The 18,264-nt window shown below is 51.9% G+C and carries 20 protein-coding genes, 2 tRNA genes and 2 rRNA genes; 18 read left to right on the top strand and 6 right to left on the bottom strand.

Going from position 1 to position 18,264, the window contains the following annotated elements:
* Positions 1 to 20 precede the first annotated feature (20 nt).
* From rrf (EVJ23_RS14815) to EVJ23_RS14805, 3 genes are all read left to right on the top strand, one after another.
* A 5S ribosomal RNA gene (rrf, locus tag EVJ23_RS14815) occupies positions 21 to 136 on the top strand.
* 117 nt (positions 137 to 253) lie between these two features.
* Positions 254 to 369 (top strand): 5S ribosomal RNA (rrf, locus tag EVJ23_RS14810).
* Between the two features lie 119 nt (positions 370 to 488).
* Positions 489 to 1,427, top strand: a complete 939-nt coding sequence (locus tag EVJ23_RS14805; protein WP_131466566.1) for a hypothetical protein — start codon at positions 489 to 491, stop codon at positions 1,425 to 1,427.
* Positions 1,428 to 1,436: 9 nt separating this feature from the next.
* Here EVJ23_RS14805 and EVJ23_RS14800 read toward each other — a convergent pair whose 3' ends face one another.
* A complete protein-coding gene (locus EVJ23_RS14800; protein WP_070328985.1) occupies positions 1,437 to 1,814 on the bottom strand; it encodes an HIT family protein in 378 nt (125 codons plus the stop codon).
* Between the two features lie 51 nt (positions 1,815 to 1,865).
* On the opposite strand from EVJ23_RS14800, the gene EVJ23_RS14795 reads away from it, so the two are divergent.
* A complete protein-coding gene (locus tag EVJ23_RS14795) occupies positions 1,866 to 2,510 on the top strand; it encodes a uridine kinase family protein (RefSeq protein ID WP_131466564.1) in 645 nt (214 codons plus the stop codon).
* Here the strand turns inward: EVJ23_RS14795 and EVJ23_RS14790 are convergent.
* Positions 2,505 to 3,287 (bottom strand): sporulation protein, encoded by a 783-nt coding sequence (locus EVJ23_RS14790; RefSeq protein ID WP_016509933.1) that lies wholly within the window; start codon positions 3,285 to 3,287, stop codon positions 2,505 to 2,507. The two genes, EVJ23_RS14795 and EVJ23_RS14790, sit on opposite strands and share 6 nt — an antisense overlap.
* 141 nt (positions 3,288 to 3,428) lie before the next feature.
* Here EVJ23_RS14790 and EVJ23_RS14785 point away from each other — a divergent pair.
* From EVJ23_RS14785 to EVJ23_RS14750, 8 genes are all read left to right on the top strand, one after another.
* A tRNA-Met gene (locus EVJ23_RS14785) sits at positions 3,429 to 3,505 on the top strand.
* 25 nt (positions 3,506 to 3,530) lie between these two features.
* Positions 3,531 to 3,607: transfer RNA gene (locus EVJ23_RS14780), tRNA-Met, on the top strand.
* A gap of 106 nt (positions 3,608 to 3,713) precedes the next feature.
* The gene (tsaE, locus tag EVJ23_RS14775; protein ID WP_070328987.1) at positions 3,714 to 4,163 is read left to right on the top strand and encodes a tRNA (adenosine(37)-N6)-threonylcarbamoyltransferase complex ATPase subunit type 1 TsaE; all 450 of its coding nucleotides are present in this window, start codon (positions 3,714 to 3,716) and stop codon (positions 4,161 to 4,163) included.
* Entirely contained in the window at positions 4,160 to 4,816 is a 657-nt protein-coding gene (gene tsaB, locus EVJ23_RS14770; RefSeq protein WP_131466562.1) for a tRNA (adenosine(37)-N6)-threonylcarbamoyltransferase complex dimerization subunit type 1 TsaB, read from the top strand. The genes tsaE and tsaB overlap by 4 nt, the downstream gene beginning before the upstream one ends.
* Complete coding sequence (rimI, locus tag EVJ23_RS14765; protein WP_071399030.1) at positions 4,809 to 5,270, top strand: ribosomal protein S18-alanine N-acetyltransferase; 462 nt, start codon at positions 4,809 to 4,811, stop codon at positions 5,268 to 5,270. The genes tsaB and rimI overlap by 8 nt, the downstream gene beginning before the upstream one ends.
* Positions 5,267 to 6,289 (top strand): tRNA (adenosine(37)-N6)-threonylcarbamoyltransferase complex transferase subunit TsaD, encoded by a 1,023-nt coding sequence (tsaD, locus tag EVJ23_RS14760; RefSeq protein WP_070328990.1) that lies wholly within the window; start codon positions 5,267 to 5,269, stop codon positions 6,287 to 6,289. The genes rimI and tsaD overlap by 4 nt, the downstream gene beginning before the upstream one ends.
* 13 nt (positions 6,290 to 6,302) lie before the next feature.
* Positions 6,303 to 6,869: a hypothetical protein gene (locus EVJ23_RS14755; protein ID WP_071399028.1), complete on the top strand. Its 567-nt coding sequence runs from the start codon at positions 6,303 to 6,305 to the stop codon at positions 6,867 to 6,869.
* A gap of 571 nt (positions 6,870 to 7,440) precedes the next feature.
* Positions 7,441 to 8,415, top strand: coding sequence for a DUF2599 domain-containing protein (locus tag EVJ23_RS14750; RefSeq protein ID WP_131466560.1), 975 nt, complete (start codon positions 7,441 to 7,443; stop codon positions 8,413 to 8,415).
* 380 nt (positions 8,416 to 8,795) lie between these two features.
* On the opposite strand, the gene EVJ23_RS14745 is transcribed toward EVJ23_RS14750, so the two are convergent.
* The gene (locus EVJ23_RS14745) at positions 8,796 to 9,203 is read right to left on the bottom strand and encodes a hypothetical protein (protein WP_233589699.1); all 408 of its coding nucleotides are present in this window, start codon (positions 9,201 to 9,203) and stop codon (positions 8,796 to 8,798) included.
* Complete coding sequence (locus tag EVJ23_RS14740; RefSeq protein WP_131466558.1) at positions 9,200 to 11,101, bottom strand: ABC-F family ATP-binding cassette domain-containing protein; 1,902 nt, start codon at positions 11,099 to 11,101, stop codon at positions 9,200 to 9,202. Before EVJ23_RS14740 ends, EVJ23_RS14745 begins: the two co-directional genes overlap by 4 nt.
* A gap of 149 nt (positions 11,102 to 11,250) precedes the next feature.
* On the opposite strand from EVJ23_RS14740, the gene EVJ23_RS14735 reads away from it, so the two are divergent.
* The 6 genes from EVJ23_RS14735 (at position 11,251) to EVJ23_RS14710 (ending at position 17,639) form a co-directional block, all read left to right on the top strand.
* Positions 11,251 to 11,907 (top strand): redox-sensing transcriptional repressor Rex, encoded by a 657-nt coding sequence (locus EVJ23_RS14735; RefSeq protein ID WP_131466556.1) that lies wholly within the window; start codon positions 11,251 to 11,253, stop codon positions 11,905 to 11,907.
* Positions 11,907 to 12,125, top strand: a complete 219-nt coding sequence (locus EVJ23_RS14730) for a twin-arginine translocase TatA/TatE family subunit (protein WP_016509907.1) — start codon at positions 11,907 to 11,909, stop codon at positions 12,123 to 12,125. The genes EVJ23_RS14735 and EVJ23_RS14730 overlap by 1 nt, the downstream gene beginning before the upstream one ends.
* Before the next feature lie 3 nt (positions 12,126 to 12,128).
* Complete coding sequence (tatC, locus tag EVJ23_RS14725) at positions 12,129 to 12,917, top strand: twin-arginine translocase subunit TatC (RefSeq protein WP_016509925.1); 789 nt, start codon at positions 12,129 to 12,131, stop codon at positions 12,915 to 12,917.
* A 139-nt stretch (positions 12,918 to 13,056) separates the two neighbouring features.
* Positions 13,057 to 15,702, top strand: a complete 2,646-nt coding sequence (locus EVJ23_RS14720; protein ID WP_131466554.1) for a hypothetical protein — start codon at positions 13,057 to 13,059, stop codon at positions 15,700 to 15,702.
* 68 nt (positions 15,703 to 15,770) lie between these two features.
* A complete protein-coding gene (locus EVJ23_RS14715) occupies positions 15,771 to 16,100 on the top strand; it encodes a YesK family protein (RefSeq protein ID WP_131466552.1) in 330 nt (109 codons plus the stop codon).
* 192 nt (positions 16,101 to 16,292) lie between these two features.
* The gene (locus tag EVJ23_RS14710) at positions 16,293 to 17,639 is read left to right on the top strand and encodes an FAD-dependent oxidoreductase (RefSeq protein WP_131466550.1); all 1,347 of its coding nucleotides are present in this window, start codon (positions 16,293 to 16,295) and stop codon (positions 17,637 to 17,639) included.
* A 39-nt stretch (positions 17,640 to 17,678) separates the two neighbouring features.
* Here EVJ23_RS14710 and EVJ23_RS14705 read toward each other — a convergent pair whose 3' ends face one another.
* Together EVJ23_RS14705 and EVJ23_RS14700 are read right to left on the bottom strand one after the other, a co-directional pair.
* The gene (locus EVJ23_RS14705; protein WP_035386443.1) at positions 17,679 to 17,861 is read right to left on the bottom strand and encodes a PspC domain-containing protein; all 183 of its coding nucleotides are present in this window, start codon (positions 17,859 to 17,861) and stop codon (positions 17,679 to 17,681) included.
* 170 nt (positions 17,862 to 18,031) lie between these two features.
* Positions 18,032 to 18,264, bottom strand: a 233-nt coding sequence (locus EVJ23_RS14700; RefSeq protein WP_131466548.1) for a zinc ribbon domain-containing protein, incomplete at its 5' end; no start/stop codon positions are given.

Genomic DNA, 18,264 nt, shown 5'->3' with positions numbered 1-18,264 from the left:
TTCAGGGAACAATTCCCTTGTCTGGTGGCGATAGCGAAGCGGCCACACCCGTTCCCATGCCGAACACGGAAGTTAAGCGCTTCAGCGCCGAAAGTAGTTGGGGGTCTCCCCCTGTGAGGATAGGACGTTGCCAGGCCATATGAAGGACGACCAAGCACACGCTTGGTCGTTCTTTTGTTTGATGTATAACAAAACAAACTATTTTTAGAAAAAGCGTTGACTTTTTAATTGAACAGCGGTATTATAATACTTGTCTGGTGGCGATAGCGAAGCGGTCACACCCGTTCCCATGCCGAACACGGAAGTTAAGCGCTTCAGCGCCGAAAGTAGTTGGGGGTCTCCCCCTGTGAGGATAGGACGTTGCCGGGCCATATGAAGGACGATCAAGCACATGCTTGGTCGTCCTTTTTTGTCGTTCATTTGAAACTTTTTATCGTATTTTATCGTACAACGAGACAAGGGTTACAGAAGAAAGGGAGTATACCGCAATGAATGAATTATATGAACACCAGTTGACACTTCAACAAAGCCTCGCTGAACGAGACCGATTAGCTCGTAAACTGAAAACTCTAGACAAACAAATTACTGAACATGAGACTGTTCGAAAACAGTTGCTCAATACATTCACGAAAGAACAGCGTGATGTCTATGACTTAGAGACATTTTCGCTCGTCAATGCATGGCGTAAGCTGCGTGGAACGTTTAGCGAGCAGCGCACGATTGAATTAGAAGAAGCGGCCCGGGCAGAATTCAAGCTGCGAGAACACGAGGCGATGATTGATGAGTTAGTGCTTGAGCGTCGAGATTTGTATGAAACCTTTGAGGCATATAACGGGATCGATGCGAAATGGGCAGCGTTTATGAAAGAGAAAGAAGGTCACCTGAAGCAGGATCCTAAGGTGAGAGAAGAGTTGTACCGTCTCACGAATCAACAGGCGGAAACGAAAGAAGTGGTCGTCGAGTATAAAGAAGCGATCGCAGCAGGTAACGCAGCACGAGCTGCCATCTCAAAGACGCTCAAACACCTCGACAGTGCGAAGAGTTGGTCGACATATGACACGTTCTTCGGAGGTGGATTGATTGCGACAGCGATGAAACATGACGCGATCGATGCTTCTGAACGGAAGATGCATGAACTCCAATCCGCACTTGAGCGTTTCTCGCGTGAATTGGCTGATGTGAAAGGGATTGTCAGTGGCTTACACATCGAGCGTGGTTCGCTCGTCCAGTTCGCGGATTACTTCCTCGATGATATTTTTTCCGAATGGACGATGCATGGACGAATCAATGATTCGCTCGACAAAGTGAACGGGCTCGATCGCGAGATTGCTAAACTCATTGAAAAAATGACGCGAGATGTCGAGCGGCTGGAACGACAACTCGAAGATACGGAAGAAAAATGGAAACAGCTCATCGTCACACGATGAGCTGTTTGATCATTCCGGCCGCTTCAGCCAGTGTCGTAACCCTTTGCCGGCATGTGGTCCGTCTGCGTAGCGCGGGATGATGTGCAAGTGGGCATGGGGAACTGTCTGATTGGACGCTGTACCGACGTTCCAGCCGAGCGTATAGCCGTCAGGACCGTACGTCTCCTCTAGGAAAGACTTGGCGTCATGAAGCAAGGTGTATGTATCGCTCCATTCCGTCGGTGTTAACTCAAACGTTGTCGCCCGGTGCTGTTTCGGGACGATGACACCGGAACCGACAAGGACGTCTTGTTCGCGGTCATGCATCAGAAAGTAGCACGTGTCGTTCTCAGCGATGATGCGTTGGGACGGATCGAGATGTGGATGACAAAATGGACAGTTCGACATTGTATTGGTACACTTCCTTTCTGTGTATAGTGTATCAAAGGGGGATTTACTATGGAGCGATTCATTAATCAAATCATCGATCAAATTGATCTGAACGAACGGACGCTCATCGGGATTTCGGGTCACGGGGGTGCCGGGAAGACGACGTTCGCCAAACAGTTACAAACACGTCTCGGGGAGGTCAACTACATTAACACCGACCCGTATATCACGGACTCGACGCTTCGGAAGAGTGCGATAATCGACTATACGGTCGATGGGAAGGTGCATCACTATAAGATGACGGCCTGTCATCCGGCGGCGCATCACTTGTTGTCGCTCGAGCGGGACGTCCGTATGGTACGGGAAGGGGTCGGGTTTTATACGATGGATGTCCCGTATCTCGAACGGATGTGGATCGATCCCGAGAAGCAGGTCACCATCGTCGAGGGGATGAGCGTCGCCTTTCTCGATCCAAGGTATATGGATTTATCGGTCTATCTATATACAGATGGGGATACGGAGTTCGCCCGACGCGCTGCTCGTGACATAACGGAGCGAGGGATGGAGATGGAATACTTGAAAGCATCTCATGAAGAACGGCGTCTGCAATACGAGTTGTTCATGCATCCGTATCGCGACAACTTTCAAACGATCGTCTCGATTCAGGGTGACAGGTTGACGATTGAGAAAAGTCCATACAAAAACCGCTCATGAAGAGCGGTGGCTGCGTAGCGTATCTTGGATCCCGAGTCCGAGTCGGTCTTGTTCGTGCTCGAGTTGTTCCCAGGTGAGGGATCGGTGCCGGAGTTCGACGTCGGTCGCCATCGAGTCGAGCGTGCGCTGTCGTTCGATATTGTCGAGCCAGTAATAGACGTCGACCCCATTTTCATCCATGCGCCAGAATGATTTCACGACCTCGAACTCATCGGCCCAGTCGCCGACGGGCTTGAACCCATACTTCTCGACGAACGGATAAGGTCGTTCTTCACCGAGCGGGTCGATGACGTTGCGGACGAACATTAGCTCGAGTCCGGCATGCTCGGTCGCCTCGAGCAATCGTTTCAACTCAGGGAGTGGTTCGATCTCGATGTTTTCGACGACATCGAACCATACGCGTTTACCATCGGTGTCCCAAACAGTCGCTTCGACACTATAAGGGGCGCCCGATGTCGATGGGGCATACATCGTCAAGTCGAACGTGAACGGGATGTGTTCTTCTGCCCCGGGCTCAAGCACGGCCGTGAGGCGAATCGGGACTTCCTGAATGTCGGCCTCGCGGTTGAATTCGTTACCTTCAAGCGTGATGTCTTTGAACGTCGTCAGGAAGTTGAGCGTCAGTTCATGCAGACGGATCACTTTTGACGTCGGGTTCAAGACGCGAAGCGTCCCGTGAACAGTTTGCTTCGGCACGAACGGGATCGTATGGAAATAAACGGACGCATCTAACTCGGAAAAGAACCATTTTTTAAAGCGGTTGCCCCATTTCGACATGTCGGTCGCGCTCCTTTTCTGTTAATAAAGTTACACTCCTTTAAGTGTTCCCGATTCTAATTTCCAAAAAACATTAAGAAAAAGGTTGCATTTTATAACCGTCTCGCTTATTATAGAGGATGTCGAAACAATTCAAATCGTCGCGGGGTGGAGCAGTCTGGTAGCTCGTTGGGCTCATAACCCAAAGGTCGTTGGTTCAAATCCAGCCCCCGCAACCAATTTTTATTTAATTTCATATGTCGTCGCGGGGTGGAGCAGTCTGGTAGCTCGTTGGGCTCATAACCCAAAGGTCGTTGGTTCAAATCCAGCCCCCGCAACCAATTTTTAAATGAGATAGCGAAACGATGACGTTTCGTGTTTTTTTTTTGCCTAAAATTGAGTGTACAATGAGTACGTATCGCTAGAATCGACTAAAGGAGAAACATCATGTATACATTGATTACCCATTCCGCGCCAGAGACGCAGGCCGTAGCGGAAAAGCTCGCCGCGCTCGTCAAAGCGGGAACGGTCATAACGCTTAACGGGGACCTCGGTGCCGGCAAGACGACGTTCACCCAAGGGTTCGCCAAAGGACTCGGCGTGACGCGTAATGTCAACAGCCCGACGTTCACCATCATGAAACAATACCAAGGGCGCTTGCCGCTCTACCATATGGACGTCTATCGTCTCGAGGACACCGGGGACGATATCGGTCTCGAAGAATACATCAATGGTGACGGCGTCGCCATCGTCGAATGGTCGAACTTGATCGAGTCGTCGCTACCGACCGAGCGCCTCGCGATCACGATCGAACGGACAGGCGACGAGGAACGTTCAATCACGTTCATACCGACTGGTGAAGCGTATGACACGCTCGTCAAGGAGGTGCTCGCATGAAGCAACTGATGATCGACACGGCGACGACACGTCTGTCCGTCGCCCTCAGTGAGAACGGAAGCATCCAGGCAGAAGCGACGGTCATGGTCTCGAAAAACCACGCCGTCACGCTCATGCCGATGATCGAACAGCTCATGGCGGCCGTCAAATGGACACCGACCGAGCTCGAACGCATCATCGTCACGACGGGACCTGGGTCTTACACCGGCATCCGCATCGGCGTGACGACGGCAAAGACACTCGCTTATACATTGAAACTCCCGCTCGTCGGCGTATCGGCGCTCCGCCTCATGGCGGCGGCCCCGAACACCGAACTTCCGGTCGTGTCACTCATTGACGCACGGCGCGGCAACGCCTATATCGGGCACTATCAACAAAACGCACAAGTCACGCCGGACAGTCACGCCTCGGTCGCTGATTGGCTACAAGCGAACATGACGGGACCGTTCGTCGTCGTTGGTGACGTCGAGCCGTTCCGTGACGTGCTTGCGGCATATGACTATACAGAAGCGCCGGCCGCCCACAGTTATGGCCGGGCCGGTGATCTCGTCGCTTTAGGTGAAGAGACGGCGGACGTGCACGCGTTCGAACCGGAATACCTTCGTCTCGCTGAGGCCGAGGCAAAATGGCTCGAGGGACAAAACAATGGCTGATATCAAAATCCGTCGGATGAACTGGCTCGATGTCGAAGAAGTCACGAAAGTTGAAGAGGCGTCATTCGCCATCCCGTGGACGAAAGAAGCGTTCATGAACGAGATGCTCAAGAACGAGCAGGCGATTTATTTCGTCGCAGTCCATGAACGCCGCGTCATCGGGTTCGTTGGCGTCTGGCAAATCGTCGACGAAGGGCATATCACGAACATCGCTGTCTTACCGGAATACCGGGGTCAAGGTGTCGGCAATATGCTCCTCACGCAGCTCGTCGAGTTCGCCCGTTCGAAGTCACTCGCCGCGCTCACGCTCGAGGTGCGCGTCTCAAACATCGGCGCCCAAAAATTATATGAACAGTTCGGCTTCGAGAACGCAGGTCGCCGGAAACGATACTATCAAGACAATAATGAAGACGCCTATATTTATTGGGCGAAGTTAGGAAGTGAATCACAATGAACACATCGCTCATTCTCGCGATCGAGTCAAGCTGTGATGAGACGTCAGTCGCCCTCATTCGTGACGGCAAGACGCTCTTATCGAACGTCGTCTCGTCGCAGATTGAAAGTCATAAACGGTTCGGCGGTGTCGTACCCGAGGTCGCCTCGCGTCACCACGTCGAGCGGATCACGTACGTCATCGATGACGCGCTTAGCGAAGCCGGTGTGACGATGGATGACGTCGACGCGGTCGCGGTCACGCAAGGACCAGGACTCGTCGGTGCCCTTCTCGTCGGGATCAGCGCGGCCAAAGCGCTCGCGTTCGCCCACAGTAAACCGCTCATCGGTGTCCATCACATCGCCGGACACATCTATGCGAATGAACTCGTCGAAGAGATGCAGTTCCCGCTCGTCTGTCTCGTCGTCTCAGGTGGCCACACCGAGCTCGTCTACATGCCGGAGCACGGTGTGTTCGAAGTCATCGGTGAGACACGTGACGATGCGGCTGGTGAGGCGTACGACAAAGTCGCCCGCACGCTCAGTCTCCCATATCCAGGTGGCCCGGCCATCGACCAGTTGGCAGCTAGCGGGGAAGACACGTATAAGTTCCCACGCGTCCGGCTCGAGGCCGGCAGTTTTGACTTCAGCTTCAGCGGACTCAAGTCGTCCGTCATCAACGCCGTCCATAACGCCGAACAACGCGGTGAGACGGTCGTACCAGAAAACTTGGCGGCGAGCTTCCAAGCGAGCGTCGTCGAGGTGCTAGTGGAGAAAGCGATCCGGGCCGTGAAAGAAAAAGGCGCGAAGCAACTGCTCGTCGCCGGTGGGGTCGCGGCGAACCGTGGGCTCCGGGCCGCCCTCAAGGAAGCGACGGAACGGGAAGGCATCCGCCTCGTCATCCCGCCGCTCAATCTGTGCGGGGACAACGCCGGCATGATCGGTGTGGCGGCGCATCACGCGTATGTGCGCGGCAAGCGCGATACACTGGCGATGAATGCGGTTCCTGGGTTATCCTTAGAAGAGAGCATGACAGTCTAGGGGGAACAGAGAGATGACGAAACGTATCATCATTGGAGGGCTCATCGTATTGCTCGTCGTTGCGACGTTTTTGCAAGTACGTGAGATCATCCGCGCTTATAATATCGCTTATGTAGAAGAAATCGTCCCAGAAGAGACGCGGGTCCGTTCGCTGACGGGCGCTGATACGCTCGAAGGCATCACCCGTGTGACCGGTGAGAACACACTCATCGAGACACTGTATGGTTATAAGAATCTAGAAGACCAAGACATCAAGAGCGTCATCGTCGTCGACCGTAACCTCGGCGTGCAGCCGAAAGCGAGCGACGCCTATTACGAGCTCTTCCCGGGCCGTGAGGCGACAGAGGAAGAAGCGGCCAAGTTCGATGCGCTCGTCAAAGAGTTCGACGAACAACAACTGTTCGCGCAAGTCATCTCGGCCCATGAGGCCCGTTATGTGACGAACCGCGAAGAGACGCTGACGTTTTATAAAGTGTTCGTCCGCGACGTCGATACGAACGAGTACGTGTTCTTTATCACGGAAGACGGCATCAAGCTCGACTTCCACACGCGCGGGTTCCAACCGTTGCGCTACTTCTAAAAAAGGCTCACAGAAACGGATATTGTCCGTCTCTTTGAGCCTTTTTCATTTGTCTTCGATGAAGAACGTGACGACGAGAAAAGAACTGCAACTACGGTAGACTTTATAGAAAATGCGCCAAGTGAGTATCGATAGTCAGCCGGCCAATAATATGTGCGCATGGATGGGACGCAATTCATAATCCATCAAGCGGATATTTTTAGTCTACTCCATTGATTTCACCTACTTTCTGTTGTTCGTTTACATAGTCTATCTGACAGTCGGATGAACCGGGCTCGTCACTTTATGGTGATCTTTTTAATAGTGGACTCTGGATGAAATTATAATCACAAAAATGGGAAATGGTTACTTTGAGGGCCATAAGCCTAGTATATTTTTCATGACCTAAGAAAATTGTTGTACTATTGTCCTTTTTGTTTTGATAAAAAAGACATCTAGAAAATTGATTAGCAATCTTGAATACTATTAGAGTGGTGGGAAAGACATGGGCAGAATAGAGAAAACAGATGATTGAACTGCCGATATTTGTCTTTTCCCAAAATATAAAGCTTATATAGTAGGGGACACAACGTTGAGTAAAGGTTTTATAATGAAAGCATGTATGAGTAGTTTGGCTTTATTTACAATACTGGGGACAGCACATCCAGCTTACGCATCTACAAGGGGGAGCGAATCGAAATTGCGTCCAGACGCAGAAGTAGATTCGATTGAAGAGGATCGTTTAGTAAACGATACGGATCAGCTTAATGAAATTGAAGTATTTTTCACTAATCCATCAGTTACGATGACGAAAGAAAGTGATGAGTTTAGTATTATACATGAAGACTCAAATTTAGAATTCGATAAAACAGAAGAAGGGAAAGTGATTTTCAGAAACAAAGAAGAACAGTATTCTATTGAAAATGTGGCTTTAGTAGGAGGTGTCCAAATCCTCTACAACATTGAATCAACTGAGTCGCCAAAAGAATATGTCTTAGATTTAGACATTACTGAAGGTAGTCGAATTATTCACGAAGATGGAGAGTACAAAATTGTGAATGAAAAAGGTGAGGTAGAGGTCTTCATTGGCTCCCCTTGGGCGAAAGACAGTAATGGAAACGAAGTCGAAACATATTATGAGATTAAAGACCAACAGTTGATCCAACATATTGATTATGAAGGAACGGATTATCCTTTAGTCGCTGATCCATTGTTCTGCTCGGATACAATCGATAATACAGCGTCGAAGTATACGGACTCTAATACTTTTTCTGTATATCCACGGACATGTGCACGAACGTATATTACAGCTAGCTATACTTTGGGTGGCGCATTATTAGGCGTTTTTGGGTCAACTGCCATCGGAAAACAGATGTGGTCTGAAGTTGTAGCAGACGCTTCGTATCAAGCGACAAGTACGGCAAACCGCCCGAAGCTCAAAGATCAATTTATCTGTCATGCAGTTAACCCGACTACGATTTGGAAATCATCTTGGAATCTAGATACGAATCGACCGGATGTTTCATTGTTGGATACGTATAAAGCACTTTGTAATCCAGACTATTAAAGGCGAGGTAAACTATGAACATTCAATACTTTGAACCAGATTCGTTATTTTTCATTGTAATCGCGTTGCTAATCCTCTATCCAATCCTTCTTTTAGTAGGGGTGACTACGAGTAAAACAAATCTTATTGGAAAGATTATTTACGGTATTTCAGCATTCTTTTATGCTTACGTGATTTGGTATAGCTACAGCCTAGGCATTTACTTAGACGAGATGTCTGATCCGGCACAAGATGAAGTCATCTTTGGTAGTATAGGATATTTCCATTTAATTTTGTTGGCATTCCCCTACATCTTTTTAACGATGGGTTTTACGTTCAAACAGCATACTCGATCATAATAAAAGAGCGCCTTCCGCTATACGCGGATTGGCGCTCTTTCGTCAGTTTTTCGGTTGTCGATAATTATTTCGATACCACATATTCACCCGGCTCACGACGTAGACGATAAACGCGAGCACCCACATGAACAGCGTCTCTCGATAAAAGTGGCCCCAGACCGAGCCAGGCGCATAAAAGCTATGCACCGTGACATCGATCGGCCAAATGACAAGCCGGATGAACAACGTGCTCATAAGCAAGCCGCTGAAGAGGCTGATGATGATACCGGACCATGTTTGGATGATAAACCCGACGACAATCGGCAGGAAGTAAAATAAAATGATTGGGACGTTCGTCGCCTCGCCACGGATGAGTTCCGAGATATACTCGGTCCCGCTCGGCACGATGTAGACGAACCCGGTCAGGAACGCATGCATCCAATCGATCCGCATGGCACGGGAACGCATCATGAATGGAGTTCCTCCCATTCTGCGAACAGTTCCGTGATCGACTCTTTCGTCGCATCGGACTCAGTCGACAGTTCTTGGGCGCGAGCGAAGTCGTTGAACACGTCCGGTTCGCACAACAGCTGCTCGATTTCTTCAAGCCGCGCTTCGTGGCGCTCGATCGTCAGTTCGATCTCTTCGACCCGCTGTTTCAACCGGCGTTCTTCGCGCTGCTGTTCCTTGTCGGCGCGCTGCTTCTTGACGACGACTTGTTTCGTCTCCTCGCGGGCGAGCCGGGCAAGGTCCTCGAGCTCTTCTTTCTTCTCGACGTAATACGAGTAGTCGCCGAGGTACTCATCGATGCCGTTCGGCGTGATCTCTAAGACACGCGTGGCGAGCCGGTCGATGAAGTAACGGTCGTGGGAGACGAACAGGATCGTCCCGGGATAGTCGACGAGCGCGTTCTCGAGGATCATCTTCGAGTCGAGGTCCAAGTGGTTCGTCGGCTCATCCAAGACGAGCAAGTTCGGCTGCTCGAGCTTGAGCTTGGCGAGCGTCAGCCGGGCCCGTTCGCCGCCGGATAGTTCTTGGACGCGTTTCATGACGTCGTCGCCGCTAAACAAGAACTGGCCGAGCAGACTGCGGACTTCTTGCTCGCGCATGAGCGGCCAATCGTTCCAGATCTCATCGATGACGCGGTTGGCGTCCGACAAGTTCTGTTGTTCTTGGTCGTAGTAGCCGATCTCGACGCCGGTCCCGTAACGGATGTCACCGGTGAGCGGTGGTTGTTGTTTCGTCAACACTTTGAGGAGCGTCGATTTGCCGACCCCGTTCGGGCCGACGAGGGCGACCGACTCGCCGCGCTGCAGTTGGAAACGCAAGTTCTGTGCGATCGGTTCCTCATAGCCGATGGCGAGGTCGCTGCCGCTCAACACATCGTTCCCGCTTTGACGTTTGATCGAGAACGACAACACCGCGCTTCGTTCGTCACCGTCCGGCACGTCCATGCGGTCTATCTTCTCGAGCCGCTTGCGGACGCTTTGGGCGCGTTTCGTCGTCGTCGCCCGGGCAATGTTCCGTTGGATGAAGTCTTGCATCTTGGCGATCTCTTCTTGTTGCGAATCGAACTGTTTCTTCTCTTGCTCGTAGAGCGCGGCCTTCTGCTCGAGGAATTTCGTATAGTTCCCGACGAAGCGGCGGCTGCGGTTGCGTGACAGCTCGTAGACGACAGAGACGACGCGGTCGAGGAAGTAACGGTCGTGGGAGACGATGAGGACGGCACCTTTATAGCCGCTCAAATATTTCTCGAGCCAGCTGAGCGTCTCGATGTCCAAATGGTTCGTCGGCTCATCCAAGATGAGCAGGTCCGGGCTTTGCAGGAGCATCTTCGCTAAGGCAAGACGTGTCCGCTGTCCGCCTGAGAGCGTATCGATCCGACGTTCGAAGTCGTCCGGATAAAACCGCATCCCGTGCAAGATCGAGCGGATCGTCGCTTCGTACTGATAGCCGCCGCGGTCTTTGAACGTGTGTTGCTCCTCGTCATACGCCGCGAGCAGACGCTCGTAGGCGGCCGGGTCGTTCAAGATGCGCTCCGAGCCCATGTCTTGCTCCATCTGGCGGAGCGTCTTCTCTTGTTCGATCAAGTCGGTGAAGACGGTGAGCATCTCGTTCCACATCGTCTCGTTCGATTCTAACCCCGAGTCTTGGGCGAGATAGCCGATCGTCACGTCTTTTGGCTTCATGATGTCGCCCGAGTCATAGTTGTACTCGCCGGCGATGACTTTTAACAGCGTCGACTTGCCGGCGCCGTTGCGGCCGACGAGGGCGACGCGTTCGCCTTCTTGGATTTCTAGTTTGACATTCTCTAAAATCGGCTCGACGCCGAACGATTTGGATAGGTTGTTGACTTGCAGTAGGATCAAGTGAAAAAACCCCTTTCTCTCTGTTTAGTATACTTTATTTCTTCCCCTTTTCAGGTATATTCATTGAGTGCTTATGTGAATTCGTTTACAATCAAGGTGTATGAAATCAGATTCGTTTGAAACGCGTCGTAAAAAGGAGGCTCTTTCCGTTGAGTCAAAACGAACCAAAGATTCCGCAAGCGACAGCCAAACGGTTGCCACTATACTATCGGTTTATCCAAAGCCTACATTCGTCAGGGAAACAGCGTGTGTCTTCTGCTGAACTGAGCGAGGCAGTCAAGGTCGATTCAGCAACGATTCGCCGTGACTTCTCATACTTCGGTGCGCTCGGTAAAAAGGGATATGGCTATAACGTACAGTATCTGTTAGACTTTTTCCGTAAGACGCTGAATCAAGACGAGATTACGAACGTCGCCTTGGTCGGGGTCGGTCATCTCGGGACAGCGTTCGTTAACTATAACTTCCTTAAAAACAATAACACACATATCGTCGTCGGGTTCGACGCGGACGAGACAAAAGTCGGCACGACGATGTCAGGTGTACCGATTCATCACGTCGATGAGATGGAACAGATCATGAAGCAAAACAAGATCGATGTCGCCATCCTCACGGTCCCGTCTGCTTACGCGCAGCCGGTCGCCGATGACTTAATCCGCTTCGGCGTTCGAGGGATCTTGAACTTCACGCCGGCGCGATTGACTGTACCGGACACGGTCCGCGTCCATCATATCGACTTGTCGATCGAACTCCAGTCGCTCATTTACTTTATGCAACACTATCCATCCACTGAGGGGGTCCATCAATAATGGAATTTCTACAATCATCACTCGTCGTCGGCATCCCAGGTGGCGTCAGTATTTTCGTCATCGCCATCATCGCGCTCATCCTCTTCGGGCCGAAGAAATTGCCAGAGTTCGGCCGGGCAGCGGGGCAGACGCTCCGTGAGTTCAAAAATGCCACGAACGGTATGATGAAAGAGCACGACGAGACCGACAAGAAAGAAATTGAGAAGAAAGAGCAGTAAGCCATGAGCCATCAACCTGATCAAGAACGGGCAATGTCCGATCACTTGACAGAGCTGCGGAGACGACTGATGCTGTCGGCATTTGTCGTCTTTGCCTTCTTCCTGATCGCTTTGCCGAGTGTCAAATACGTGCTCGCCTATCTGCAGGCGGACCTCGTCGAACGAGGGCTCGAGCTGAACGCCTTTGGGGTCGCGGACCCGCTCATGATTTACTTGAACTTGGCGCTCGTCATCGGGCTCGTCGCGTCGGGTCCATTTCTACTGTATCAACTGTGGGCGTTCGTCGCACCTGGTCTGCATCCGAATGAACGAAAATGGACGCTCGCCTATATCCCGGTCATCTTTATCTTGTTCCTCATCGGTCTCGCATTCGCCTATTATTGGTTGTTCCCGCTCGTCCTCGATATCTCGACGGACCTCGGGCAAGACCTCGGTCTGACGCAAATCATCGGGGCGACGAACTATTTCACGTTCCTGTTGCAACTGACGATCCCGTTTGGACTGTTGTTCCAACTTCCGGTCGTGACGATGTTCTTGACGCGCATCGGTGTCGTGACGCCGTACTTCCTCTCAAAAATTCGGAAGTACGCCTACTTCGCCTTGTTCGTCATCGCGGCATTCATCACGCCGCCGGATTTGACGTCGCACCTCATGGTGTCGCTGCCGCTCTTCTTCCTATACGAGATCAGCTTATCGATCTCGCGCGTGACGTACCGTGGTGTGCTCCGACGTGAGAAAGAGGCGATGGTGAAAGAACAGATGGATTTGATGAAGCAAATGAATGAGAAGTGAACACTACGTCATGAGACGTGGTGTTTTTTTAATTTTAGGGCTATTAAATTTTGAAAAAACAACTTAAAATTAGGAAGGTTGAATTAAAAATGGATTATTTTTGAAAGTTATGTATTCATAAACAGAAATGAGGAGAACGATGAACAAATGGTTATGGAGCATACTCGTTGTGCTCGTCATGGTGGCAGCGCCCGGATTAGACGTTCGGGCAGAGGGTTATGCCAAGCCTGAAGTCATTCCGGCAGGAGAAGTGGTAGGAAATAGTGAATATGTGTGGCGCTCAGGAGATCCTGAGACGCTCGTCCATGTGAAGACCGGTGAAGTCTATACATTACCGATTCGAGTGTCCGTCTTGCACAACATTCACGCAGTCGGGGACGGTCGATTTATTTTGGAAGGGTGGCAACAATGGATGGTATGGGATATCCATACCGATTCAGGTTCAAGCTTTCCGATTGAGCCGGGAAGCGGTCTGGATGCAGTCGTTGCGATCAATCAGTCGGCGGAAACAGTTTTATGGACCGACGACAAAAAATATGTCACCACGTCGATGGCAGGGGACATCCTCGGGTCGATCACTAAAGAGAGTATGTATGAAGCATACGGACTGCTCGACGACGGAAATGTCCTCGCATTCGTGGATGGCCAAATCACGAAACGGACAGTGACGGGTGAAGTGCTCGAGACGCTTGGTTCATATACGGGCCAGGTGAGGGGAGCGTCGTTGATCAAGGGAGCGAACCAGTGGGTCGTCACAAAATCCGGTGACTGGGAACATCTCAATATATTCGATATAGCGACGAAACGATGGATTGAGAAATATGCGCCAGACGTAAGGAATCTAAGTTGGAAAGACGGCGTATACTACTTCACGATTCGAAAGATGTACACGACGTTTTATGTCAGTTATAACGTGGCGACGAATGAGTGGCGAGAAGCGCCGATCGATGACGCGGACGTCCGACAGCACGGACCGTGGTATGTCTTTTCTGAAAACCGCACGGTAGGTTATACGCCGGAGTCGTTATGGAAAGCACCATGGAAACTGCTTGTCAACGTGCCGAAAACGACGGCACGTTATGAAGTAGGTCGTCCCTATGAAGTGAACGGAAACGTGACACTTGTTGATGGGACGGTTTTACCTGTCTCGGGTACCGAGTTGAAGGCCCGTTTAGTCTACCAAGACGATCCATTCGTCTGGGAGCAAAACAAACTGACGCTGCAGACGAATGGTTCTTATGACATGATTTTCGAGTGGAATGATTTGGACCGACGCTTAGATTTATGGGCGTCGAATTACGTACCCCTCACACTCGATCCACCGTCGGGCGTATTAGGTCCGATCAGTGGGAAGACGGCGCCGAACACGCCGGTGTTTGTCAGCGTGACGAAAAACTTGTATCAATCGAATTCATCGGATTCATTGTTGAACTATCAATCGACGACGGTCCAATCGGATGAATCAGGGCGCTATACGTGGCAACCTGCGCGTTGGTTCACACCGGGATCTCGCGTGACTGTGAAAATCGGTAGTAAGTCGGGCGTGTACGCCGAACCAATCGAACTTCAGACGGTCAAGGAGAGTGAGGACACGTCACCGAACGGCATCTCGGTTCTGACGAAAACGGTCACTTCAGGTGTCACGTTGAAAACGACGCCGAACGCCTCGGTGGATGTGTTGATTCGCAGTGGGAAATACTACGAAGTTTTGAATGAGCAGGCAGATGAGGACGGGCTCGTTTCGATTAAAGAGTTCAATACGATGCCTGTAGACATCGGAACAAAAGTCTACTACAAATTAAAAGAGGCACCCGCTTCAGCGTTCCGGCTCACAACCGTTGAGACAAGAGTGGAACCGCCTGTGTTTTCGTGGACTCGGACACCGTTGATGTATGACAAATCCATCAATGTCACATCGAGTACCGATCAGGCCTATCGCATTTATCGAAATGGTACGCATGTGGCGACAACACGCGCGATGCCGTACACGTTCGACACCCCACTGAAAGAAGGGGAGGTCATTCTCGTCACACGCTCGAGCGGCGATGCGACGTACCAACTCACGAAAAAGGTCCAAGCGTTCACACCGACGCTCAGTGTGACGGACACGCTGATGACGAAGACAGAGGCGACGCTCACGATCAAGAAGACGAGTACGGCGACTGTTCGATTTTACGTGAATGATAAGCTCGTCACGGCGAAACGTCTGTCGACGACGCGATACACGGTCCCGGCCAAACCGGGAGATGTGATTCGTGTCCGAGCGGCGGTCGGATCGAAGTCGCGTGACGTCTCGGTCAATTTGCCGAAGACATCGCTGTCGACGCTCTCAATCAACGATGAGAAGTCGCTTTGGGTCGGATACGTGATTCCGAACAGTACCGTCACGTTGAAGAACGGTTCGAAAGTACTTGCTACGGCCAAGGCAAGCAGTACCGGGCGAGTGACGCTCCGCTTCACCCGTCAGCCGATTAACGGGACGCTGTCCTTGACGAGTCAAGGAGGACTGTTCCGCCATGTGCAGACGTCGAAAGTGACTGTTGGTCCGACGCCTACACTCATGACAACGATTCCGTCGAGTGCGTCGAAGACACTCAAGGCGACTTCGAACGTCGCGTATGGCACGTTGACGCTCACACGTGGCTCGACCGTCCTCACCAAGAAGACGGTGACGGCTACGTCGACGACGCTCAGTTTCGCCTCACAAAAGAAAGGGACGAAATTGACGCTCCGTCTCGTGACGCCGCAAGGTCGGAGTGTGACGAAAACAATTTATGTACGGTAATAGAGGAGCCATTCGCTGAAGCGGATGGCTTTTTTCTGAGATGGGGAATGTGACAAGAAAGTGATACGATGAAACCAATCAAACACACGTCAGGGGGAGAAGCGATGGCTTGGGAATATTACGGGGACGCGCTCATCGTCACAGGGATGTTGACGACGGTGCTCTTACTCGTCGTGCTATCTTTTTTGAAGTTACTATACAGGCGGAGACTCGTCTTTCCGTTGACGCTCGTGGTGATGGGCTATGTCCTGTTCATGGTCGGGCTCGTCTTCGTCCGGGGCTGGGACGGGATGGGCTGGAGTTTGATCGGTTTCAGTTTGTACGTGATCGGGCTCGTCACCTATATCGGTGTCGTCATCTATCACTGGGTGAAAGCGAGACGCACGTCCAATTCATGATCAAAACCGTTCCGGTCGCGGAGCGGTTTTTTTGTCGTCACAACCGTCGTCAAACTTTAGACATAATTACGTGAAAAACTGAGCAAAGGGATTGTCAAACCTTCTTGTGAAATAGTACACTAAGTTCAGAAAGTGAATGTGATATTTGTCACAAACACTAACTTGCCTACAACTCAAAGGAGAGACTACCATATGAAAATCGCAGTCATCGGATGTACACACGCAGGAACAGCAGCAGTCAAAGGCTTACTCGCCAAGCACGACAATCTCGACATCACCGTGTATGAGCGGAACGACAACGTCAGTTTCCTCTCGTGTGGGATCGCCCTCCACGTCGGCGGCGTCGTCAAACGCGCTGAAGAATTGTTCTACTCATCACCGACCGAGCTCGAAGAACTCGGCGCGACGATGCGCATGAAGCATGACGTGTTGAACATCGATGCGGAAGCGAAGACGGTCCACGCCAAAAACCTCGAGACGGGTGCAGACGTATATGACACGTTCGACCGTTTGATCGTGACGACAGGATCTTGGCCGATCGTCCCGACGCTGCCTGGCATCGAGATGACTGGGATCGAACTTTGCAAAAACTATGGTCACGCTCAGCGCATCATCGAGCGGGCGAAGGGTGCGACAAATATCGCCGTCATCGGTGCCGGCTATATCGGCGTCGAGCTCGTCGAGGCGTTCGAAGTGTACGGCAAGCACGTCACGTTCATCGACAGTGCTGACCGCATCTTGAACAAGTACCTCGACAAGTCGTTCACGGATCAACTCGAAGCGGACATGACGTCACGCGGTATCGACCTTGAGCTCAGCCAAACGGTCGAAGCGTTCCGCGGCACAGACGGAAACGTCACGCACGTCGTCACCGACAAAGGTGAGTTCGAAGCCGACCTCGTCATTCTATGTGTCGGTTTCCGCCCGAACACGGGACTGCTCGCAGGACAAGTCGACATGCTCGGCAACGGCGCCATCATCGTCGACGAATATATGCGCACGAGCAACCCGGACGTCTTCGCAGCCGGTGACAGCTGTGCCGTCTACTACAACCCGGCGCGCACACATGCTTACATCCCGCTCGCGACGAACGCCGTCCGCATGGGTACGCTCGTCGCCGAGAACCTCGTCACACCACGTGTCCGTTACCAAGGGACACAAGGGACGTCGGGACTCCGTCTCTATGACTGGAACATCGCCTCGTCAGGCCTCACGGAAGAAGCGGCCGGATTGTTCGGCCTCGACGTCGAGAGCGTCGTGATCGAGGACGCGTACCGTCCTGAGTTCATGCCGACGTCGGAGCCGGTCCAGTTCAAACTCGTCTATGAAGTCGGCACACATCGTGTCGTCGGGGGACAAGTGCTCTCGAAAGCGGATATGACGCAAGCGGTCAACACGTTGTCGCTCGCGATCCAAAACGAGATGACGGTCGAAGAGCTCGCCTACGTCGACTTCTTCTTCCAGCCGCACTACAACAAGCCGTGGCACTTCATCAACAGTGGAGCGCTCGCGGCGATGAAAGACAAAGTCAACGCATAACGCAAAAGATTCGAAAGCAGCCGCTTTCGAATCTTTTTTTTATAGGTAACGTGGCGCGTCCTGCATCGAGTTGGCGAGGATGATGTAGACGAGGATGTTTCCGGGCATGATAAGAAAGAGTAACCGGACGCCGAGCGAGGACATGCCGAAGTACTCGGCGATGCCGCCGCAGACACCGGCGAGAGAACGGTCGGTCGCGGATTTTCGAAGAGCACGTTGCATAAAGTAGACTCCCATCTCGAATTTGATATGTAAATTTTACCATATGTGTAGTGAACTACTCACCACTTGTTTGCTTCGCAACTTGAAGTGGGAGCTTCTTGGGAAGACCATGCTTTGACCAGCCACGGTTGTGGACCAAGCTCGTCGGGCAGTCCCTGCCCTGGGGTGTTTCAGTCGGCGAGACCCAACAGGTTGAGGCTCGCGTTGACGTCGCGGTCGTGGTGCGCGCCGCATGCGGCGCATGTCCACTCGCGGACGTGCAGGTCCTTCTTGCCGCCGTTCTCGCCGCAGGCCGAACAGACCTGGGTCGAGGCGAACCACGGGTCGGCCTTGATGAACGTCCGTCCATAGAATCTCGCCTTATATTCCAGCTGGCGGACGAACTCGCCCCATCCGGCGTCCC

Source organism: Exiguobacterium sp. SH1S1 (assembly GCF_004337245.1).
Taxonomy (GTDB): Bacteria; Bacillota; Bacilli; order Exiguobacteriales; family Exiguobacteriaceae; genus Exiguobacterium; species Exiguobacterium aurantiacum_A.
Note: the sequence above shows the minus strand (reverse complement) of the source record. Positions and strands in the feature narration are given on the sequence as shown.

Coding starts and splice junctions, on each gene's coding strand:
- EVJ23_RS14805 (WP_131466566.1), top strand. CDS start 489: ATGAATGAATTATATGAACACCAGTTGACACTTCAACAAAGCCTCGCT.
- EVJ23_RS14800 (WP_070328985.1), bottom strand. CDS start 1,814: ATGTCGAACTGTCCATTTTGTCATCCACATCTCGATCCGTCCCAACGC.
- EVJ23_RS14795 (WP_131466564.1), top strand. CDS start 1,866: ATGGAGCGATTCATTAATCAAATCATCGATCAAATTGATCTGAACGAA.
- EVJ23_RS14790 (WP_016509933.1), bottom strand. CDS start 3,287: ATGTCGAAATGGGGCAACCGCTTTAAAAAATGGTTCTTTTCCGAGTTA.
- tsaE (WP_070328987.1), top strand. CDS start 3,714: ATGTATACATTGATTACCCATTCCGCGCCAGAGACGCAGGCCGTAGCG.
- tsaB (WP_131466562.1), top strand. CDS start 4,160: ATGAAGCAACTGATGATCGACACGGCGACGACACGTCTGTCCGTCGCC.
- rimI (WP_071399030.1), top strand. CDS start 4,809: ATGGCTGATATCAAAATCCGTCGGATGAACTGGCTCGATGTCGAAGAA.
- tsaD (WP_070328990.1), top strand. CDS start 5,267: ATGAACACATCGCTCATTCTCGCGATCGAGTCAAGCTGTGATGAGACG.
- EVJ23_RS14755 (WP_071399028.1), top strand. CDS start 6,303: ATGACGAAACGTATCATCATTGGAGGGCTCATCGTATTGCTCGTCGTT.
- EVJ23_RS14745 (WP_233589699.1), bottom strand. CDS start 9,203: ATGATGCGTTCCCGTGCCATGCGGATCGATTGGATGCATGCGTTCCTG.
- EVJ23_RS14730 (WP_016509907.1), top strand. CDS start 11,907: ATGGAATTTCTACAATCATCACTCGTCGTCGGCATCCCAGGTGGCGTC.
- tatC (WP_016509925.1), top strand. CDS start 12,129: ATGAGCCATCAACCTGATCAAGAACGGGCAATGTCCGATCACTTGACA.
- EVJ23_RS14720 (WP_131466554.1), top strand. CDS start 13,057: ATGAACAAATGGTTATGGAGCATACTCGTTGTGCTCGTCATGGTGGCA.
- EVJ23_RS14715 (WP_131466552.1), top strand. CDS start 15,771: ATGAAACCAATCAAACACACGTCAGGGGGAGAAGCGATGGCTTGGGAA.
- EVJ23_RS14710 (WP_131466550.1), top strand. CDS start 16,293: ATGAAAATCGCAGTCATCGGATGTACACACGCAGGAACAGCAGCAGTC.
- EVJ23_RS14705 (WP_035386443.1), bottom strand. CDS start 17,861: ATGCAACGTGCTCTTCGAAAATCCGCGACCGACCGTTCTCTCGCCGGT.